This is a genomic window from Paucibacter sp. TC2R-5, assembly GCF_025717605.1.
GTDB lineage: Bacteria > Pseudomonadota > Gammaproteobacteria > Burkholderiales > Burkholderiaceae_C > Paucibacter_A > Paucibacter_A albus.
In genome coordinates, this window is sequence record NZ_JAJIRQ010000003.1 from 134,294 (window position 1) to 148,794 (window position 14,501).

Here is a 14,501-nt window from a genome sequence, read left to right on the forward strand (position 1 = left end):
TCAGTCCGCCGTTTTCAGAAAATCAGGCGGATTCGATCAGGACTGCAAGGCGTCCTTGATGCCCGGAGTTGACCAGATCGCCTGGTCCTGCCCGACGAGCAAGACCTGAAGCCCCGGCGTGCGAGACACCCAGTCACGTGCAAACTCTCGCCCGCCGATCATGAACGCAGCGCCCAGCCCGTTGAGCGACTCGACATCGCGCGCCCAAAGGCTGACGCCCGCAGCGCCCAGGCTGGGGCGCCCGGTTTTGGGGTCAAGCACATGATGATGTCTTTGCCCATTTTCAAAAAAGTAACGCTCATAGTCACCGCTGGCCGCCAGCACACCTTGGCCCGCCAAGGGCAAGACACCCAGGACCCGCTGCGGCCGCCTTGGGTCACGCACACCGACACGCCAGGGCCGGCCTTGATTGGCACCCAGATAGAGCACATCACCCCCGCCGTTGATCAGCGCGTTTTTCACGCCCTGGTCGCGCAGCACTTGCATGCCGGCCGCGAGGATGGGAAGTTTGGCTACACCGCCCAAATCCAGCGCCATCCCCGCTCGCGCCAGCCGCGCACTGCGGGCGCGCGTGTCGAGAATCAGACCTGCACTGCCGACAAAACGCTGCTCACGCGCCAAGACCGCTGCAGAGGGCACACTCGCCACACTGCCGGCTTCAAAGTGCCAACTCTTGAGCGACCCTACCGTCATGTCAAACATGCCGTCGGTGCGCGCATGAAGGTCGGCGCCGGTTTGCAGCACAGCCATCAGCTCGGCAGAGATGGGCAAAGCCTCACCCGTTCCCGCTAACTTATTGATAGCACTGACAGCACTACCCGGCTCATAGCGGCTCATGCTGGCGCTCAAACGAGCCATCTCGGCGAATGCACTGTCCATGGCCTCGGCCAGCCACAGCTGGCTGCGCCCCTGCGCCACCAGGTCGACCCGAGTGCCCAGCATCAAGCGCGATTCGCGCCGCTGCTGCAACCCGGCCTGGGCGGGCTGCAGGGCCGCACCCAAGACCAGCAGCGCCGGCAAGGCCTTGACAGCCCTGCGGCGCGAAGGCAACTCACAAGTCGGCTTCCTGTCTTTCATCGCTGCCTTTACTTGGACAGCGCCACCATATGGTCCACGGCGGCCTTGACCTCGTCATCGGTGAGGGCCGCACCACCGCCGCGCGCCGGCATCATGCCTTTGGCGCCGGTGAAGCCTTCGATGGCGTGCTTGTAGAGCAGCTCATTGCCCTGTGCAATGCGGGGACCCCAGTCAGCCTTATCGCCGGGCTTGGGCGCGCCGGCCACGCCGGCGGCATGACACAGCGCGCAGGTCTTGCCAAAAACACTCTTGCCCAAGGCGTTCTCCGGCGCAGCAGCCGGCGTAGGCGCAGCAGTTGCCACAGTAGCTGGGGCTGAGCTCGCAGGCGCGGGGGCCTGCTCTTGCTTGCCGCAGGCTGCGAGCAAGCTCAGAGCCGCAGCGGCCAAAGCGGTGCCAAGTAGATAACGCATAGAGAACTCCTGGAAATGGTGATTGGCGTTGATTCTAAAAAGCTAACGCCAAAACACCAGGGCTTCACAGGTATTTGTAAGGCCCTGAACCGCTTATTTGCTTTTCTTGAAGCAGTTCAAGGACAGCAAATTCACACCGGTCAACCATTCGGCACCTGAATCATTTCTGCCGCCACCCCCGCCATGCCCCACTCCCATTTCCGCCGCTGCCTGCGTAGTTGCGTGCTGTCATGACTACCTATGAGCTGCGGGCTCGTGCTGGCAGCGCCGCTGCCGCATCTGGAGCCACTCGACGGGCTCGACTCAAACGCCGGACAAATGACGCGGCTGCGGCTGACGGAGCTGCCAATGCCACCTTCGCAGCGACGCCTGATGGCAGCAAAGACCTGCTGTCGAAGCCTCCCAAAACTTTCAACCAAACCCGATGAGGAAAACCATGAACGACAAGAAGAACCCTGAAAATGGCACCGGCCTGGGCCGCCGCCGTTTTATCAACAGCGCTGCACTGGCCGGCATGAGCTTGGGCGCGCTGGCTTGCACCGACAAGTCGGGCACTGCCGTGGCGCCGGCCGCCTCTGGCGCTGCGCCTGCACCCGCCGCCCACACCGGCGGCGCCAGCAACGCCTCGCATCTGAAGCCGGGCGAACTCGACACCTATTACGGCCTCTGGAGCGGTGGCCACACCGGCGATATGCGCGTGCTGGGCCTGCCGTCCGGCCGCGAAATCACCCGCATTCCTTGCTTCGTGCCGGATGCGCTGGTTGGCTGGGGCCACACCAATGAGTCCAAAAAGGTCATGGGCACCCGCGCCGACGGCAACCTGAAGTTCAGCGTCGCCGACACCCACCATGTGCACGCCTCTTACAAGGACGGCAACTACGACGGCCGCTACGCCTGGATCAACGACAAGATCAACAGCCGTATCGCGCGCATTCGCCTGGACTACTTTGTCTGCGACAAGATCACCGAGTTGCCCAATGTGCAGGGCTTCCACGGCATCTTCCCGGACAAGGCCGACCCGGTCGATCCGAAGATCAACTACACGACGCGCGTGTTCTGCGGCGCCGAGTTCTCGATCCCGCTGCCCAATACCGTCGGCAGCGACGACGGCAAGACCTATCACTCCTTGTTCACCTGCGTCGATGCCGAGAGCATGGACGTGCGCTGGCAGGTGCTGATCGACGGCAACTGCGACCTGACCGCCACTTCCTATGACGGCAAACTGGCAGCGACCAACCAGTACAACACCGAGATGGGTGTGCATTTTGAGGACATGATGTCGGCCGAGCGCGACGCCTGCCTGTTCTTCAACATCGCCCGCATCGAAGAAGCCGTCAAAGCCGGCAAGTTCAAGACCTATGGCGATTCCAAGGTACCCGTGGTTGACGGTACCCGCGACGCCAACAAGGACGCGAAGACCGCGCTGACCGCCTATGTCTCGGTGCCCAAGAACCCGCACGGCGTCAACGCCAGCCCGGACGCCAAGTACTTCATCTGCGCCGGCAAGCTCTCGCCCACCGGCACCGTGATCGAACTCGCCAAGGTGCTTGATTACTTCGACGGTAAGCTGGAATCGGCCGACAAGGCCATCGCGGCCGAAGTCGAGCTGGGTCTGGGCCCCTTGCACACCGCCTTTGACGGCCGTGGCAATGCCTACACCACGCTGTTCCTGGACAGCCAGGTGGTCAAGTGGAATGTCGAGGCCGCGATCAAATTCCACGCCGGTGACAAGAGCGCCAAGTATGTGGTCGACCGCATCGACGTGCAGTACCAGCCGGGCCACTTGAACGCTTCGCAGTCGGAAACACGCGCTGCGGACGGCAAATACCTGGCCGTGGGTTGCAAGTTCTCCAAGGATAGATTCCTGCCGGTCGGCCCGCTGCACCCGGAGAACGAGCAGTTCATCGACATCTCGGGCGACAAGATGGTCTTGCTGGCCGACCACCCGGTGCGCGGCGAGCCGCATGACTTCATCATCTTCAAGCGCGAACTGCTGAGCCCGAAACAGGTCTACAACCTCGACGACTTCCCCAACGCGGTCAAGGGTCCAAAGGATTCGGGCGTGTTCCGCAAGGGCAACAAGGTCGAGGTCCGCATGACCAGCCAGGCCCCGGCCTTCAGCCTGCGCGAGTTCAAGCTCAAAAAGGGCGACATCGTGACGTTGACGCTGACCAACTTGGACAAGATCGAAGACCTGACCCATGGTTTCGCGATCCCCAAGCACAACATCAACTTCATCGTCAATCCGCAAGAGACCGCCTCGGTCACCTTTGTGGCCGACAAGCCCGGTGTGTACTGGTGCTATTGCACTCACTTCTGCCACGCTTTGCATTTGGAAATGCGTACGCGGATGATCGTCGAGGCCTAAGCCGCTGAGACACAGGCAGCGCACGGACTCGAGCCCCGCCGCTGCCTCCCCTGCACGTCAGAAAGAGTAGATGAAATTGCAATGTCGGAACTTGGCGGCCAAGGTAGATTTCTACCTGGCCGCATTTCTTTTTTTGCTGGCCAGTCTTTGCGCGAGCAGCGCACAGGCGGGCGCTTACGAGGCCCAGTTGCCGGCGGATCTGCACACGGCCAAGGACATGTGCGCCATCCTGCCTTGCGCCGCCGTCTTCCCCGGCGCGAAGAGCTTCTCCGAGCGGCTCGGCTCGCCGCCCTATGTCGAGGCTTACGGCGAGCCGCAGCCCGACGGCAAGAGAGCTTTGCTCGGCTATGTGATGCTGTCCACCGACATCACCGACACGCCCGCCTATTCGGGCAAGCCGGTGGTCACGCTGATTGGCATGGACCGAACGGGTCATTTCGTCGGCACCCAGGTGCTCAAGCATTCCGAGCCGATTCTGCTGCTCGGCATCCCCGAATCGGCGCTGCTGAAATTCAACGCGCAATACCTCGGCAAGTCGGTCGCCGACAAGATCGAAGTCGGCCAGTCACGCCCCGATGAAGGCGTGCTGGGCCTGGACGCGATTTCGGGCGCTACCGTCACCGTGATCGCACAGAACCAGGTCATGCTGGCCTCGGGCCAGGCGGTGGCACGCCAGGTCGGCATCTTGGCGCCAACCGTGCGCGAACCCGCCAAATACGCGGTCAAAGCTCAGGTCTTTAGCTGGGCCGAATTGATCAAACTCGGCGCCGTGCAAACGCTGCGCGTCAAGCCGGAGCAGGTCGGGCTGGAGCGCAGCACCGAGCCCTTCATCGAACTCTGGTTCGGTGACCTGAATCACCCCGATGTTGGCAGCAGCCTGCTCGGCGCCCACAGCTGGCAAAAGCTGCATGCGCAATTGAAGCCGGGCGAGCATGCCTTCTTCGTCGTGCGCAGCGGCGGCATCGAGTCCTTCAAGGGCTCGGGCTTTGTGCGCGGCGGCCTTTATGACCGGGTGCAGGTCAAGCAAGGTGCGGACAGCTTCACCTTCCGCGATTTGGACTATCTGAACCTCTACGGCCTCGAAGCCGCCGGTGCGCCGAGCTTCAATGAGTCGGCGATCTTCATCATCCGCAGCAAATCATTCTCGGCCGCCTATCCCTGGAAGCTGGCCTTCCTCGGCAACCGTGTCGACCGTGCCACCGGCACGCGCAGCTTCACCAGTTTCGATGCCAAGATCTGGCTCGACGACAGCCTCTTGCAAGGCGGCCGCCCGGACCTGCAGGAAGCCGCTGCGCCCTGGGTGCAGGTGTGGAAGACGCGCGCGGTCGAGATCGCCCTGTTCGTCGCCTTGCTGTTGATGGTCACCATCGTCTACGCCTTGCGCGAAAAGCTGACGCGGATGTCCACGCACAAGAACAAGTGGCCGGTCAATGCGTTCAAGTACAGCGCCTGGGCGCTGAGCATCGGCTTTGTCGGCTTCGGCGCGATGGCGCAGCCCTCGATCACGCAGGTGCTGACCTGGTTCCATTCGCTGCTGTTCCAGTGGACCTGGTCCTTGTTCCTGACCGACCCCTTCATCTTTGTGTTCTGGATCTTCATCATCCTGACCGTCTTCCTGTTCGGCCGCGGCCTGTTCTGCGGCTGGATGTGCCCGTTCGGTTCGCTCTCGGAAGCGATCTACAAGGTCGGCGAGAAGATCGGCCTGAAACGCTTCCAAGGCCATCTGCCGACGGCCTGGCATCACCGCCTCAAGTGGCTCAAGTACGCGATCTTCTTCGGACTCTTGGCGGTGTCGATGTTCTCGATGGGTCTGGCCGAAATGCTGGCCGAGGTCGAGCCATTCAAGACCACTTTCCTGGTCGGCATCACGCACCGGGCCTGGCCCTATGGTCTGTTTGTGTGCCTGATCCTCGGCGTGTCACTCTTCGTCGAACGGCCTTATTGCAAATACATCTGCCCGCTAGGCGCAGCCTTGGCCATGCCCAGCACCTTCCGCTGGTTCGGCCTGAAGCGCAAGCAGGACTGCAATAGTTGCAAGGCCTGCGCGGTCGGCTGCGGCTCGCTGGCGATCGATGCGGCCGGCCGCATCGACCACCGCGAATGCCTGCATTGCCTCGATTGCATGATTCTCTACACCGACACCAAGGGCTGCCCGCCTTTGGCGAAGGAGCGCAAGCGGCGCGAGCGCGATGGGCTCTTGATCACACCGATAGGGCGTGATGGCTACTTCATTCCGATCGAGCCGGTGGCGATGAATCCCAAGGTCGCTAATGGTCCCGATCCCCGTATGCCGACCGATCCTGTCGCCCCAAACCACAAGTCCGGCGCCAAGGGCCTGAGCTGGCTCTGGCAAGAGCTGGTTGACCACCTCTGGCCCTGGAGTCGCGACAACTGGAAAACCCAGAAGGCGCTGCAATTCGCCGGCTTCTCGCTGGCTATCGCTGCCACCTTGGCCTGGGTGCTGGCAGGCACCGGCCGGCTGTCGCAAAGCGCCATTTTGAGCTGGTGGTTTGGCTGGAGCGTCTATGAGGTCTTGATCCGACTGTCGGCCAAGCGCTATGTCAAGGACGGCCCTTGGTGGCAGGCGAATTACCGTTATGCCAATGTGATGGACATGCTCAGTTATGTCGGTTTCAAGAACCTCTTGATCGGCGCCGTGCTGTTCCTGGGGCTGAAGACGCTGGGGCTGCTGCTGTGAGATTCCTGGCCCTTCTCTTGCTCGGTGCGGCGCTCGGCGCGCAGGCCGCGACCGTTCGCGTCGCGCCGGGTGAAGCGCTGCAACAAGCGATAGACAGGGCGCAGCCAGGAGATATCGTCGAAATCGAGCGCGGCCTCTATGCCGGTAATTTCAAAATAGACAAGGCGCTGACGCTGCGCGGCATCAATCGCCCGACCCTGAGCGGCGTCAACCAAGGCGACACGATCCGTGTCACCGCGGCAGACGTGACGATCGAGGGTCTGATCGTGCGTGACTCGGGCGCCAGCCTGAAGGATCAGAACGCCGGCATCTATCTGCGCCCCGGCGCACACCGCGCCGTGGTGCGCCACAACGATCTGACCTACAACCTGTTCGGCCTGTGGATAGAAAAAGCCAATGATGTGCGCATCGAGCACAACATCATCACGGGAAAACGCGAACTCAACAGCTCGCAGCGCGGCAACGGCATCCAGCTCTACAACACCGACGGCGCCCGCATCACCGGCAACAACATCGGCTTCGTCCGCGATGCGCTCTATGTGGACGTTAGCCATCACGCCATCTTCAAGGGCAACAAGCTGCACCACAGCCGTTACGGCAGCCACTATATGAACTCCTACTACAACCTGTGGGAGGACAACGACAGCTATTACAACCGTGGCGGCCTGGCGCTGATGGAAGTGCGCAACCAGATCGTGCGCGGCAACCGCACCTGGGGCAATAGCGACCACGGCATCATGCTGCGCACCTTGCAGGACTCGGTGGTCGAGAACAATGTGATCGCCGGCAATAACCGCGGCTTCTTCATCTACGACGTCGAGTACGCGACGCTCAAGGGCAATCTGGTGGTGGACAACCATGTCGGCGTGCATCTGTCGGCCGGCTCGACCCGCAATATCGTCGAGGGCAATGACTTCATCGGCAACCGCGAGCAGATCCGCTATGTCGGGGCGCGCGATGAAACTTGGGGCAAGGATACGGGCAATCATTGGAGCAACTACCTCGGCTGGGACCGCAATGGCGACGGCGTCGGCGATATACCCTACGAGGCTAACGACATGGTCGACCGGCTGAGCTGGCGCCATCCGAGCGTCAAGCTGCTGATGGCCAGCCCCGCGATACAGGCGCTGCGCCTGGTCGGTCAACAATTTCCGGTCTTGCGTGTGCCCACGGTGGTCGATCCGGCCCCGCGCATGCAGCCCACCAACAAGCAATGGTATGAATGGCGTGACAAACATTTCCAACGATGAAAGAGACGGGGCCGCAATAGAGCTGCGGTCCGCCAGCAAAACCTACGGCGCCATCCAGGCCGTGGACCGCGTCGACCTGCGCGTCGAGCGCGGCGAGATCTTCGGCCTGATCGGCCATAACGGCGCCGGCAAGAGCACCTTGTTCAAGATGATGCTGGGGCTAACGCCGGCCAGCAGCGGAGAGATTCTGATCAACGGCGGCTCGGTCGCCGGCAAGGGTTTTCGTGCGACGCGCCGATCTTTGGGCTATCTGCCCGAGAACGTGGTGCTGTACGACAACCTCAGCGGCTTGGAGACGCTCAAGTTCTTCGCCAAGCTGAAGGGTGCCGACCTCAAACAATGCGCACCGACGCTGGAACGCGTCGGCCTGGCCCATGCCGGCAGCCGGCCCTTGCGCGAATATTCCAAGGGCATGCGGCAGCGGCTCGGCTTCGCGCAGGCCTTGCTGGGCAAACCGCAGGTCTTGTTTCTGGACGAACCGACCAATGGCCTGGACCCGCAGGCGATCCGCGATTTCTATCTGATCTTGCGCGAGCTGCGCGACAGCGGCGTGACGATCCTGATCACCTCGCACATCCTGGCCGAGTTGCAGGAGCGCGTTGACCGTCTGGCCATCATGGTGGCCGGCCGCATCCAGGCGCTGGGCACCGTGCAAGGTCTGCGCGAGCAGCAGCAGGCGCCGCTGCAGATTGAGCTGCGTCTGAGTGAGGTAGATGCGGTGTTCGCCCGCCAGGCCTTGAGCCAACTGAGCGGCGTCACATGCAGCAGTTCGCCGCTTGGCCTGAGCGTCAGCTGCCCCCGCGAGGCCAAGCTGGCGGTGCTGGGCGTGGCCACCGGCCTGGGTGCCAGGCTGCTGGACCTGACGATCACCGAGCCTTCGCTCGAGGATCTCTTCTTTGAACTCGGCAAGGCCCGGGAATAGTATGGAACTCAGTCAAATCCTGACCCTGGCGGCGAAAGAATTCCGCGATCGCATGCGCAATCGCTGGGTCTTGGCGGTGGCACTGGTGTTCACCGCCTTCTCCTTGGTCATCACCTATTTCGGCGGCGCCAGCAGTGGCCAAGTCGGCCCGCGCTCGATCGAATTCATCATCGCCAGCCTAGTCAGCCTGGTGATTTATCTGATCCCGCTGATCGCGCTGCTGCTCGGCTTTGACGCCATCGTCGGCGAGCGCGAACGCGGCTCGCTCGACCTGCTGCTGGCCCTGCCGATCACCAAGCTGGAGCTGCTCTTGGGCAAATACCTGGGCCTGGCCGCTGCGCTGACCTTGTCGACGCTGGGCGGCTTTACGCTGGTCGCCGGGCTCCTGTACCAGCAGTTCGGCTGGGCCGGCCTGTTCCACTACCTGGGCTTTATGTTCAGCAGCACGCTCTTGGGCCTGGCCTTTTTGAGCCTGGCGGTCTTGCTGTCGGTCTTGAGCCGCGAACGCACCCGCGCCTCCGGCATGGCCATCGCCTTGTGGTTCTTCTTTGTGCTGGTGTTTGACCTGCTATTGCTCGGCGCCTTGGTCGCCAGCAGCGGTGATTTCGGCGGTGACTCGCTCGCCTATCTGCTGCTGCTCAACCCGGCCGATGTGTTCCGCATCCTCAATATTTTTTCGCTCGACGATATGCGCCGGCTCTATGGCCTGGCCAGCATCGTGCCGCCTGCCTTGGCCAAGCCCTGGCTGATGGCGCTGGTGATGGGGGCCTGGATTGTTGTGCCGCTCGCCCTGGCTCGCTGGAGATTCAAAACATGAAGACTACATTCAATCGTCGCTCACTCTTGCTGCTCGCAGCAATTTCAGCCGTCACACTCGCCGGCTGCGGCCGCCAGGACGAGGCCAAGCCGCTGGTGGCACTCGAGATCGACCCGCGCACCACCTGCGATCTTGACGGCATGCTCTTGGCCGACTACCCCGGCCCGAAGGCGCAGATTCACTTTGTCGGCGTGGCCGAGGCTATGTTCTTCTGCGACACGGTCGAGTTGTTCAACACCCTCTTGCGGCCCGAGCAGGTGCGCGCCATCGCCGCTGTTTTTGTGCAGGACATGGGCAAGGCCGATTGGGAACAGCCGCGCGGCCATTGGATAGACGCCAAGGCCGGCATCTATGTCTTGGGCAGCAAACGGCATGGTTCGATGGGGCCGACCATTGCCAGCTTCGCGCAAGAGGCCGATGCGCAGGCCTTCGTCAAGCAATGGGGCGGCCGCGTCTTGCGCTACGCCGAGATCAAGCCCGAGATGGTGGACCTCAGCGGCGGCGCGCTGCACGACAGCCGGATGTAGCCGCCATGCTTGGCCGCACACCGCCAACACCGGCCATGGGCCGGCTGGCCCGACTGAGCGGGACGGGTGTCCTCGCCTTGGCCCTGACCCTGGCCGCCGCCTTGCAGTTGCTACCCCGCAGCGCTTCAAGCATGGCCGAGCCGCCGGCCGATGTCTGCCTGATTGCGCCGCCGACACCGTTCGACGCCAAATCTGGCCTGAGCCTGCTGGCGCCGCGCCCGGTGCCCGCCGAGGCGCGCTGCCCGGTCTGCGGCATGCATCCGGCGCGCTCGCCGGCTTGGGCGGCGCAAGTGATTTTTGCCGACAACGGCGACGCGCAGTTCTTCGACTCGCCGCTCTCGCTATTCATCTATTTGCAGGATGTGGGTCGCTTCAGCCGTGGCCGCAAGGCCGCCGAGATCGGCGCGCTCTACGTCAGTGATGCGGCTAGCGGCGCCTGGATCGCGGCCGAGGCCGCCGTCTACGTGCAGGGCTCCAGCGCGCTCGGGCCCATGCGCGCCGGCAACTTGCCGGCCTTTGCCGATGCAGCGTCGGCGCAGCGCTTTGCGGGCGAGCGCGGCGGCCGACTGCTGCGCTTCAAGGAGATCAGCCCGGCACTGCTGCGCGAGCTGGACACCCGCTCGCACCAAAAACATCGAGAAAAAGCAGGCGCTTGAGCAGCGCAAGCGGTTTTCCTTATTCCGGTTCAAGGAAGTGCCCGTGACAAATCCCTAGTCTTGCGGCATCTGCAACAGACCTTGAGGACCATCATGAGCCGAGGCTTCACCAGCCAGATGGCGCGGAACATTTTTTACGGAGGAACCCTCTTCTTCGTGCTCTTGTTTGCCGCGCTGATCTTTGACTCCGAGCAAAAAATCCCCAAACGCTCCAATGCCGGCGAACTGACGCCGGCCGTGGTGCGCGGCAAGCATATCTGGGAGACCCGCAACTGCATCGGCTGCCACACCCTGCTCGGCGAAGGCGCCTATTTCGCACCCGAGTTGGGCAATGTCTACAAGCGCCGTGGGCCGGATTTCATCAAGGCTTGGATCAAGTCCCAGCCGACCGGTGCGCCGGGTCGCCGCCAAATGCCCAACTTCCAGCTGAACGATCAGCAGCTCGACGATCTGGTCGAGTTTCTGCGCTGGACCAATGGCATCGACAACGAAAAGTGGCCTCCAAACATTGAGGGCTGAGGAGAAAACATGAAACCCACCACCCTCAAATACCAGTCCCAGGCCGTCTCCAAGCTCTACTTCATCGGCGCCCTGGCGCTGTTTGTCGGCCAGATCGTATTCGGCATCACCCTGGGCCTGCAATACCTGATCGGGGACCTGATGTTCCCGGCCATTCCCTTCAATATCGCCCGCATGGTGCACACCAATCTTTTGATTGTGTGGCTCTTGATGGGCTTTATGGGCAGCGCCTATTTCCTCGTGCCCGAGGAGGCCGAGACCGAGCTCTACAGCCCGCTGCTGGCCAAGATCCTGTTCTGGGTCTTTCTGGCTGCCGGCGCGCTGACCATACTCGGCTATTTGCTGGTGCCCTACGCCACGCTGGCCGAGATGACCGGCAACAATCTGCTCGCCACCATGGGGCGCGAGTTCCTGGAGCAGCCGCTGCCGACCAAGCTGGGCATCGTTGTTGTCGCCCTGGCCTTCCTCTTCAACATCAGCATGACGGTGCTGAAGGGCCGCAAGACCGCCATCACCCTGGTGCTTTTGATGGGTCTGTGGGGCTTGGCCGTCATGTTCTTGTTCAGCTTCGTCAACCCCAGCAATCTGGTGCGCGACAAGATGTACTGGTGGTTCGTTGTTCACCTCTGGGTCGAAGGCACTTGGGAGCTGATCCTGGGCGCGCTGCTGGCCTTTGTGCTGATCAAGACCACCGGCGTGGACCGCGAGGTCATCGACAAATGGCTGTACCTGATCGTCACCATGGCCTTGGTCACCGGCATCCTGGGCACCGGCCACCATTTCTTCTTCATCGGCATGCCGGGCTATTGGCTGTGGGTGGGCAGCGTGTTCAGCGCCTTTGAGCCGATTCCGTTTTTCATGATGACCTTGTTTGCCTTCAATATGGTGCAGCGGCGCAAGCGCGAGCATCCCAACCAGGCCGCCTTGCTGTGGGCTGTTGGTTGCGCGGTGATGGGCTTCCTGGGCGCCGGCATCTGGGGCTTTTTGCACACGCTGAGCCCGGTCAACTACTACACCCATGGCAGCCAGATCACCGCCGCCCACGGCCACCTGGCCTTCTACGGCGCCTATGTGCTGGTGGTCATTGCGATGATCAGTTATGCAATGCCGATTCTGCGCGGCCGCGAAGCCAACCCGCGCCGCGCCCAAAGCGTGGAGATGTGGAGCTTCTGGATCATGACCATAGGCATGGGCGTGATGGTGTTGGCGCTGACCGGCGCCGGCATCCTGCAGGTCTGGCTGCAGCGCATGCCGACCGAGGGCGCGATGGGCTTCATGGCCACGCAGGATCAGCTGCGCTTCTTCTACTGGCTGCGCATGGTCGGCGGCGTGATGTTCTTGCTGGGCCTGTTGACCTACTTGAGCAGCTTCTTCGTCGGCCCCGGCCGGGCCGAAGATGAAGTGCCGGCCGGCGCCTTGCCGCGCGCGGCTTGAGCCAAGTCAGCGTGCTTGTCATGGAAATGCACAGCGCCAGGCAGTTGCAAGAACTGCCTTATTACGAAGCTCAGGGCGAGGAATGCCGGCTGTTCGAGCATGCCCATACCAGCCGGCTGCCGCTGCTGATCAAGGGCCCGACCGGCTGCGGCAAGACGCGCTTGGTCGAGCATATGGCAGCGCGCCTGGGGCGGCCGCTGATCACGGTCAGCTGCCATGACGACCTCAGCGCCGCCGACCTGGTCGGCCGCCACTTGATACAGGGAGGCGACACCCGCTGGTTCGATGGCCCGCTGACCCGGGCCGTTAGAGAGGGGGCGATCTGCTATCTGGACGAAGTGGTCGAGGCGCGCAAGGACACGACCGTGGTCCTGCATCCCTTGGCCGATGACCGCCGCATGTTGGCCGTCGAGCGCACCGGCGAGTTGCTGCAGGCGGCGCCCGGCTTCATGCTGGTGATCAGCTACAACCCCGGCTATCAGAACCTGCTCAAGGGGCTCAAGCCCAGCACCCGCCAGCGCTTTGTCGCCCTGGGGCTGGACTACCCGGCACCCGCCATCGAGCGCGCCATCGTCGCCGCCGAGAGCGGCTGCACGGAGGCGGTCGCGGCTCAGTTGGTGAGCCTGGCCCAGGCCCTGCGCCGTCTGACCGCCCAAGACCTGGAGGAAACCGTCAGCACCCGTTTGCTGGTGATGGCTGCCCGCCTGCACAGGGCCGGGCTGGCCCTGCTGCCGGCTTGCCGGGCCGCCATCATCGACGCGCTGACCGATGAGGCCGACACCAGCGCCGCTCTGCATGAGGTGCTGCGCGCGGTGATCGGCGATGGCTGACACCCCGCAAGCGCACCACCACAGCCGGCAACTGCAGCGGCGGCGGCGCGTGACGCAGGGCTGCTTCTTCGCCCTCTTCCTGCTGGCTCCGGCCTTGAACCTGCTGCGCTTCGATCTGAACGAAACCCAGCTCTGGGTGCTGGGCCAGCCTTGGAGCCTTGGCATAGACGCCTTGCAGCGCGGCCAAGTCAGTGCCAATGAAGCGGCCATCAGCCTGATTCTGCGCGGCATCCTGCCGGGTCTGGCCCTGGTGGCGCTGTTCCTGGGCGTCGCCTGGCGCTGGGGCCGGCTCTACTGCGGCTGGCTATGCCCGCATTTCTCGCTGGTTGAGGGCTTGAATGCGCTGCTGCACAAGGCCTGCGGCAAGTTCAGCCTGTGGGACGCCCAGCCCAGCCTGCGGCCGGGCGAACAGACGCAGCGGCGCTGGTGGCCGATCTACGCATTCAGTTGCGCCAGCTTTGGTTTCCTCTGGGCCATCACCTTGCTGACCTATCTGCTGCCGCCACAGGCGATCTGGGGCGGCCTGCTCCAGGGCACGCTCACCGTCAATCAAAGCCGCTTCATCCTGATTGCAGGCAGCGCCTTCACGCTGGAGCTTCTGTTTGCCCGCCATCTGTTTTGCCGCTTCGGCTGCGCTGTGGGTCTGTTCCAGAGCCTGGCCTGGATGGCCAATCCGCGTGCCTTGGTTGTGGCCTTCAAGCGCGAGCGCGCCAGCGACTGCCGGACCTGCAGCACCGAGCATGCGCCCGCAGGCAGCGCATGCGACAGCGTCTGCCCGATGCGGCTGCGGCCACGCCAGATCAAGCGCTTGATGTTTTCTTGCGTGCAATGCGGCCGCTGCGTCGACCAATGCGCCGAATCCCAGCAGGGCCAGGCCCAGCTGCCAGAGCCGCAACTGGAGTGGACGGTTGGGCTGGAAGCCTTGCGCGAGACGCTCAAACAGCAAAAACAAGCGCAACAACACAATAAATCACCACAATAAACCGTCAGGGT

At 63.0% G+C, this 14,501-nt stretch carries 13 protein-coding genes; 11 read left to right on the top strand and 2 right to left on the bottom strand.

Annotation, left to right across the window (positions count from 1 at the left end):
- Positions 1-36: 36 nt before the first annotated feature.
- Both LNV08_RS07575 and LNV08_RS07580 read right to left on the bottom strand, forming a co-directional pair.
- The gene (locus LNV08_RS07575) at positions 37-1,077 is read right to left on the bottom strand and encodes an FAD:protein FMN transferase (RefSeq protein WP_263533093.1); all 1,041 of its coding nucleotides are present in this window, start codon (positions 1,075-1,077) and stop codon (positions 37-39) included.
- An 8-nt stretch (positions 1,078-1,085) separates the two neighbouring features.
- Positions 1,086-1,487 (bottom strand): c-type cytochrome, encoded by a 402-nt coding sequence (locus LNV08_RS07580; protein ID WP_263533094.1) that lies wholly within the window; start codon positions 1,485-1,487, stop codon positions 1,086-1,088.
- Between the two features lie 436 nt (positions 1,488-1,923).
- On the opposite strand from LNV08_RS07580, the gene nosZ reads away from it, so the two are divergent.
- The 11 genes from nosZ (at position 1,924) to LNV08_RS07635 (ending at position 14,490) form a co-directional block, all read left to right on the top strand.
- The gene (nosZ, locus tag LNV08_RS07585; RefSeq protein ID WP_263533095.1) at positions 1,924-3,855 is read left to right on the top strand and encodes a TAT-dependent nitrous-oxide reductase; all 1,932 of its coding nucleotides are present in this window, start codon (positions 1,924-1,926) and stop codon (positions 3,853-3,855) included.
- A gap of 70 nt (positions 3,856-3,925) precedes the next feature.
- Positions 3,926-6,553 carry a 4Fe-4S binding protein gene (locus LNV08_RS07590; RefSeq protein WP_263533096.1) on the top strand — a complete coding sequence of 876 codons (2,628 nt, stop codon included), beginning with the start codon at positions 3,926-3,928 and terminating at the stop codon, positions 6,551-6,553.
- Positions 6,550-7,803: a nitrous oxide reductase family maturation protein NosD gene (locus tag LNV08_RS07595; RefSeq protein WP_263533097.1), complete on the top strand. Its 1,254-nt coding sequence runs from the start codon at positions 6,550-6,552 to the stop codon at positions 7,801-7,803. Before LNV08_RS07590 ends, LNV08_RS07595 begins: the two co-directional genes overlap by 4 nt.
- Positions 7,772-8,725: an ABC transporter ATP-binding protein gene (locus LNV08_RS07600; RefSeq protein WP_414858698.1), complete on the top strand. Its 954-nt coding sequence runs from the start codon at positions 7,772-7,774 to the stop codon at positions 8,723-8,725. The genes LNV08_RS07595 and LNV08_RS07600 overlap by 32 nt, the downstream gene beginning before the upstream one ends.
- Before the next feature lies 1 nt (position 8,726).
- Positions 8,727-9,542 carry an ABC transporter permease gene (locus LNV08_RS07605; protein ID WP_263533099.1) on the top strand — a complete coding sequence of 272 codons (816 nt, stop codon included), beginning with the start codon at positions 8,727-8,729 and terminating at the stop codon, positions 9,540-9,542.
- Complete coding sequence (locus LNV08_RS07610) at positions 9,539-10,069, top strand: nitrous oxide reductase accessory protein NosL (protein ID WP_263533100.1); 531 nt, start codon at positions 9,539-9,541, stop codon at positions 10,067-10,069. Before LNV08_RS07605 ends, LNV08_RS07610 begins: the two co-directional genes overlap by 4 nt.
- A gap of 5 nt (positions 10,070-10,074) precedes the next feature.
- Positions 10,075-10,725 (top strand): nitrous oxide reductase accessory protein NosL, encoded by a 651-nt coding sequence (locus LNV08_RS07615; RefSeq protein WP_318014104.1) that lies wholly within the window; start codon positions 10,075-10,077, stop codon positions 10,723-10,725.
- A gap of 93 nt (positions 10,726-10,818) precedes the next feature.
- The gene (locus LNV08_RS07620) at positions 10,819-11,244 is read left to right on the top strand and encodes a c-type cytochrome (protein WP_263533101.1); all 426 of its coding nucleotides are present in this window, start codon (positions 10,819-10,821) and stop codon (positions 11,242-11,244) included.
- A 9-nt stretch (positions 11,245-11,253) separates the two neighbouring features.
- On the top strand, positions 11,254-12,678 hold the full coding sequence (locus LNV08_RS07625; protein ID WP_263533102.1) for a cbb3-type cytochrome c oxidase subunit I: 1,425 nt from the start codon (positions 11,254-11,256) through the stop codon (positions 12,676-12,678).
- Positions 12,679-12,698: 20 nt separating this feature from the next.
- Positions 12,699-13,508 (top strand): CbbQ/NirQ/NorQ/GpvN family protein, encoded by an 810-nt coding sequence (locus LNV08_RS07630; RefSeq protein WP_263533103.1) that lies wholly within the window; start codon positions 12,699-12,701, stop codon positions 13,506-13,508.
- Positions 13,501-14,490, top strand: coding sequence for a 4Fe-4S binding protein (locus tag LNV08_RS07635; protein ID WP_263533104.1), 990 nt, complete (start codon positions 13,501-13,503; stop codon positions 14,488-14,490). Before LNV08_RS07630 ends, LNV08_RS07635 begins: the two co-directional genes overlap by 8 nt.
- Positions 14,491-14,501: the final 11 nt, after the last annotated feature.